General features: G+C 42.5%; 6 protein-coding genes and 1 pseudogene. 5 read left to right on the forward strand and 2 right to left on the reverse strand.

Annotated elements, in window-relative coordinates; all coding sequences use genetic code 11:
• Positions 1-591 precede the first annotated feature (591 nt).
• The 4 genes from EWV84_RS07040 (at position 592) to EWV84_RS07055 (ending at position 3,361) form a co-directional block, all read left to right on the forward strand.
• Positions 592-1,335 (forward strand): energy-coupling factor ABC transporter permease, encoded by a 744-nt coding sequence (locus tag EWV84_RS07040; RefSeq protein WP_287077427.1) that lies wholly within the window; start codon positions 592-594, stop codon positions 1,333-1,335.
• A gap of 13 nt (positions 1,336-1,348) precedes the next feature.
• Positions 1,349-1,672: a PDGLE domain-containing protein gene (locus EWV84_RS07045; protein WP_287077429.1), complete on the forward strand. Its 324-nt coding sequence runs from the start codon at positions 1,349-1,351 to the stop codon at positions 1,670-1,672.
• A gap of 118 nt (positions 1,673-1,790) precedes the next feature.
• Positions 1,791-2,564 carry a cobalt ECF transporter T component CbiQ gene (gene cbiQ / locus EWV84_RS07050; protein ID WP_287077431.1) on the forward strand — a complete coding sequence of 258 codons (774 nt, stop codon included), beginning with the start codon at positions 1,791-1,793 and terminating at the stop codon, positions 2,562-2,564.
• A gap of 14 nt (positions 2,565-2,578) precedes the next feature.
• Entirely contained in the window at positions 2,579-3,361 is a 783-nt protein-coding gene (locus tag EWV84_RS07055; RefSeq protein ID WP_286825649.1) for an energy-coupling factor ABC transporter ATP-binding protein, read from the forward strand.
• 122 nt (positions 3,362-3,483) lie between these two features.
• Here the strand turns inward: EWV84_RS07055 and EWV84_RS07060 are convergent, their stop codons facing one another.
• Together EWV84_RS07060 and EWV84_RS07065 are read right to left on the reverse strand one after the other, a co-directional pair.
• Positions 3,484-3,705, reverse strand: coding sequence for a DUF4926 domain-containing protein (locus tag EWV84_RS07060; RefSeq protein ID WP_002761801.1), 222 nt, complete (start codon positions 3,703-3,705; stop codon positions 3,484-3,486).
• 20 nt (positions 3,706-3,725) lie between these two features.
• On the reverse strand, positions 3,726-4,058 hold the full coding sequence (locus EWV84_RS07065; protein ID WP_287077433.1) for a DUF6883 domain-containing protein: 333 nt from the start codon (positions 4,056-4,058) through the stop codon (positions 3,726-3,728).
• 294 nt (positions 4,059-4,352) lie between these two features.
• Here EWV84_RS07065 and EWV84_RS07070 point away from each other — a divergent pair.
• Positions 4,353-4,558: pseudogene (locus tag EWV84_RS07070) on the forward strand (RNA-guided endonuclease TnpB family protein); the annotation flags it as partial.

Below are 4,558 nucleotides of genomic sequence, written 5' to 3' on the forward strand. Positions count from 1 at the left end.
CCGGACGGCCACTTTGAACAAGTCGAAAAAATCCAATGTTCAACCTTATTTCCTAGAAAGTTTTACTCGTTCAAGGCCGAATTTGAAGTCTTTTCTGAACGAAACCCCCTACTATCTGTGGTCAAGGTTCAGTTTTTAGCTTGATTATCGCTTTTTCCATTGTAGCTTAAAGCCGTCCTAAAAGGACGGGGTTTTAACCCAAATTTTCGATCAGTGAATAATATTACTTAAAACTCATGACCTTAGTTAGTGAATAGTGGTTAGTGGTTAGTGGTTAGTGGTCACTAGCCTCTTCTAGCTGATAACTGATAACTGATTGAGTCCTAGCATAAAAACTAAAAAAAACTCGAAAAATTAATAATAATTTAAATAATTTGAGTGCTTGAGAATAATTCAGATTTTTGCTGATAGCTAAACCCTGACGGCTGGCAAAATAACAGAAATTCTTAAGAAGCTAAAGGGTTTAAATCCCCAGAGAGAGCATTGTAGAATGAAGCGGTTAGTTATCTACTAAAAGATAGGACTTTTCCGTCCTAGGGAGACAATTCTATTGAAATCTTTAACCCAAATTGCCAAGGAGACTGAGTTTTAATGTCTGTTAATTTTCTGGGAGTTGGTTTGTTTCACCCTCTCCTTACCCCTTATCTCGCCCTCCATATTCCTGACGGCTTTTTGAGTCCATCGGTGAGTCTATTTACTTGGATAATTGCCGTCGTCCTGATTAGCTTTTCTCTCAAAAAAGTGCGCGGTCACTACGCTGAACGGGCTGTACCTTTGATGGGAGTTTGTGCCGCCTTTATTTTTGCCGCCCAGATGATTAATTTTCCCATTCCGGGGGGAACCTCCGGACATTTATTAGGGGGGACTCTTGCGGGGGTTTTACTCGGTCCCTGGGCGGGTTCTTTGGTGATGGCGGTGGTTTTTATCGTTCAAGCTTTATTTTTTCAAGATGGCGGTTTAACGGTTTTAGGGGCGAATATCGTCAATATGGGTTTGATCGGGACGTTTGGCGGTTATTATCTCTATCTGGGGATTAGAAAAGCCCTCGGTTTTAATAGTTGGCGCAGTATGGCGATCGCTGTTGCCCTGGCCGCTTGGACAAGTGTGGTGGTGGCGGCGTTGGCTTGCGCCCTGCAATTGGCTTTATCTGGCACTGTACCGCCTTTAGTCGCCCTTTTTGCCATGTTATCTTGGCATATCCTCATCGGCATCGGGGAAGCGGTGATTACCGTTTTCGCTGTCGGTTATATCTGGCGAACCCGTCCCGATCTTCTCTACGATCCGCCCCATTCCGTTAATACCTCTGTTCCCTCTTCCTACGCTTCTCGTCAATAAAGCAATTAATTCGATGAATATTCGCAGAAATAGCCAATTTTTTCTGATTGGCCTAGTATGTTCCCTAATTATCGCCGTTTTTCTTTCTCCCTTTGCCAGTCCCGATCCCGACGGACTCGATCGAGTGGCGGAAGACTTGCAATTTAGCAAAAAAGAAGACCCTAACGCCCTAGGTAGTCAATTACCTTTCGCCCGAATTTTTGACGGTTATGCCCTCAAAGGTGTTCCCGAAGGTATCGCCACTCCCCTGGCCGGTTTTCTGGGAACTCTTGCCACTTTCGGCATCGCTTGGGGTATCGGTAAATTAGTGATTGCAAAATCCCAAAATCAGGAATAAGGATATGGGAGTCGAGAAGTGGGGCATTTAGCTGAAATTTCCCTAAACCCCTATATCCCTATATCCCTTTTCTAACTGATAACTGATAACTGATAACTGATCACTGATAACTGAATAAATGCTACACATTGCTACTTTTTCTCGCAAAAATGAGGGACAAAATTTCGGTTTTTGGCAGAGACTCGCGCCCCATACCCGGGTTTTAGTTACTCTTTTGTTAGTTTTTGCCACAGCCTTAACGCCGAATGGTAGTTGGGGAACTTGGGCGATTTACGGATTAGGATTAATTATTTTAATTCTGATCAGTCGGGTGACTATTGCCGTACTTTTACAAAGAGTAGCGATCGAATTTGTCTTTATCGGTGTGGTTTTATTGGGAACTCTTTTTCGCGATGGCGGGGAAATTCTTTGGTCTTGGGGATTTTTGCGGGTAACTAGCGAGGGATTGCTGGTGTTAGGCAGTGTGGCCCTAAAAGCTTTTCTCTGTCTTTGTACGGTCAATATTCTGGTTTTAACGACAGCGATTCCTGACCTGTTGCAAGCATTAGTTACCCTAAAAACCCCCCCTTTATTGGTGGCAATTTTGGCTTCTATGTACCGTTATCTAGCTGTTTTGATCGCTGAATTTAATTCCATGCGAAGGGCAGCAATTGCGCGCAATTTAATGAGTAGTCCCCGATGGCAACGGTTGCTAGTGGGACACATGATCGGCGCTTTATTTATCCGTACCTACGAACGTGGCGATCGCATTTATCAAGCCATGTTATCGAGGGGTTACACTGGTTCCTTGCCTTCTGTACAGGTTCCCCAAAGCAAGCTGAACGATTATCTCGCTATAATTGGCACAGTAATTCTGATCCTCTGGGGTCAAATGGTACATCTACTCAGATAAAAGTCTCGTTTTTCATGCACCACAACCCGATTTTTATTGAAAACCTAGTTTATACCTATCCTGACGGCACAGAAGCGTTAAAAGGTATTAATTTAGCCATTGAAGCTACGGAAAAGGTGGCTTTGGTCGGGGCCAATGGATCGGGAAAATCCACCTTATTATTGCATTTTAACGGTATTCTCCCGCCGCAAACGGGTAAAATCACCGTCGGTCCCTACCAAGTTAAACCGGAGAATTTAGAAAATATCCGCAATTTTGTCGGTTTAGTCTTCCAAAACCCCGACGATCAGCTATTTATGCCCACTGTCTGGGAAGATGTGACTTTCGGCCCGATGAATCAGGGAATTCGCGGAGAGGATTTAAACCATCGCTGTCATCATGCTTTACACGCGGTGGGATTGGATTCCAAGCATTACGGTAAGAGAAACAGTCAGAATCTATCGGGGGGTGAAAAAAAACGCGTGGCCATTGCGGGGGTTTTAGCCATGTTGCCGCAGGTCTTAGTTTTTGATGAACCTAGCGCCCAACTGGATCCCCGATCCCGTCGGCAATTAATACAACTGTTAGCCACTTTACCCCAAACCCAAGTCATCGCCACCCATGATCTCGATCTGGCTTTAGAACTATGCGATCGCACGGTGGTTTTAAGTCGTGGTCAGGTGGTGGGAGAGGGAGAAACCGCTAAGATTTTAAGTAATCGGGAATTTTTGGAACAACACGACCTGGAAATACCCCTTTGTTATAGTCGTCCCTACTGTGCGATCGCTGATGCGCCCTCACAAGTCAGTGATCAGTGATCAGTTATCAGATGTGAGTTTTCAGTTCACCGATTACTGTTTACTGATCACTGAAAAAAAGCTCCCTTTTCCCCTCTCATAGACAGTCTTAACGAGTGATTGAGATAGTCAACAGCTTACCGCTACTTAGCGGTTAATTTTTGGGATTCTAAGGGAGAATGATGTAATAACATTAATTGATTTTCTTGTAAGATTTCGATAGCATAAGCAAGGCCAGAAGTATCGCTAAATTCAACTTCAAAAACATTTGGCTCATAGACTTCTACAATTGTTCCCACTTGCCCGCGATATAATCCCAATTGGGGTAAGTCTTCTAATAAAGCAACCACATCTAAGAGTTTCATTTCATTATCTCCTTATCTCCTTAAAGTACATAACAAGTAACTAAACGGGGAAAATTTTCATCATTTCTGATTATCCAAACACTGTGAATAATAGCTGTTTTGTTTTGATGATTTAGGGGAAAGTCAATAATATACTTTTGTCCATATTGATTGATTTTATCGGGAATAGCATTACAGGTTTTAACGGCTTCTAAGAGTGCGTTTTTAAGAAATTGAACGTCATCAATATCTAAGTTTAAGGCGGATTTAAAAACACGGGCTTTATGCCGTCCATCGGCATGATTTAGATTTAGGGAATAACCAGTTAGTTTGTGATCATCTATGATGGTACTTTCAGGATGAGGCAGTTTCACTTCCAACAAAAAACTCGGCTCTCTTGGTTTGGTTAGATTAAATGTAGCCTAGCATATACTTTTCTGTTCGGTTATACCGAGAGAATTAAGGATACACTGAAGTCCGATGCACAATTTTGAGATTTATTATCGGTTTCTTGCATAGAAGAGAGGACAAAACCGAGAAAGTCTGACCGAAAATTTGGGTACAAGCCCCGCCCTTTAGTGTAGGGTCGGGCGGCTTTAAATAAATATGTATTGTCAACTTAAAGAATTTTGTGTTAAGATATTGATAGTAGGTCGAGCATCGTCAAAATGTTTGTACTAGAATACAAAGTTAAGCCAAAACCTAATCAGATAGAAGCCATTAATGAGGCAATACGGACAACCCAATTTGTTCGTAATAAAGTCCTGCGTTATTGGATGGATAATCGGGGTGTTGGCAAAACCGAGTTATTTCGGTACAACACAGCATTAAGGAAAGAGTTGAAATTTGTTGATGATTTAAACTCCCATGCTTG

The organism is Microcystis sp. M_QC_C_20170808_M3Col (genome assembly GCF_007095505.1).
Classification (GTDB): Bacteria; Cyanobacteriota; Cyanobacteriia; order Cyanobacteriales; family Microcystaceae; genus Microcystis.